General features: G+C 40.2%; 1 protein-coding gene. It reads right to left on the minus strand.

Annotation, left to right across the window (positions count from 1 at the left end):
- Positions 1 to 39: 39 nt before the first annotated feature.
- Entirely contained in the window at positions 40 to 432 is a 393-nt protein-coding gene (locus tag WMO23_RS11430; RefSeq protein ID WP_349174154.1) for a hypothetical protein, read from the minus strand.
- Positions 433 to 615: the final 183 nt, after the last annotated feature.

The raw sequence follows: 615 nt of genomic DNA on the forward strand, positions 1-615 counted from the left end.
CGACAGGATGTCTCAGCTTATGCAGCAATACGATGTTGCTTATTGAATCGATTTACACAAAACTCTTGACACACCCTCTTCCGGCGCAGCCCAATTATAGGGGAAATCGGTGACGATATCCGATTCGATGATGTTTTTCTGGACGCGTTTCAAATAACATTGTTTCCGATAGCTTTCATATTCAAAAGCGTTGTGTACAGCTGCCAGCAGTCGCCGTTGTACGTTGTTCGTCTTGTAGTCTTTTGGATTGTCTTGTTTGTTCAGGTCAAAAGTGAAAATACAATTGACGATAGCATGGTCAGCTGTTGAGATAGCTTCTTCAAGCGATTCATAATACATATAATATTTTTTTACATATTTACGGATTAAGGGTTCAAATTCATGCAATAAGAACAAAACAGCTTCGTGGTTTCCGTGTTGTGCTTCGCGCACACAATGTCTCAATGATATTGTCACGTAATCCTCTCCTTACCTTAAAATCAAATTAAGACCTCTTTTCCTCATATATCTTAGCAAATTCTAATCTTTGAAAAAACGAGAAAATACCCTGGGCCGATATGCGGCCCAAGGCATCTCTATTCGGTTACGCTTATTCGAGCGTTTCGACTTTACGGG

Origin of the sequence: Megasphaera intestinihominis (assembly GCF_040096415.1) — a bacterium.
GTDB lineage: Bacteria > Bacillota > Negativicutes > Veillonellales > Megasphaeraceae > Megasphaera > Megasphaera intestinihominis.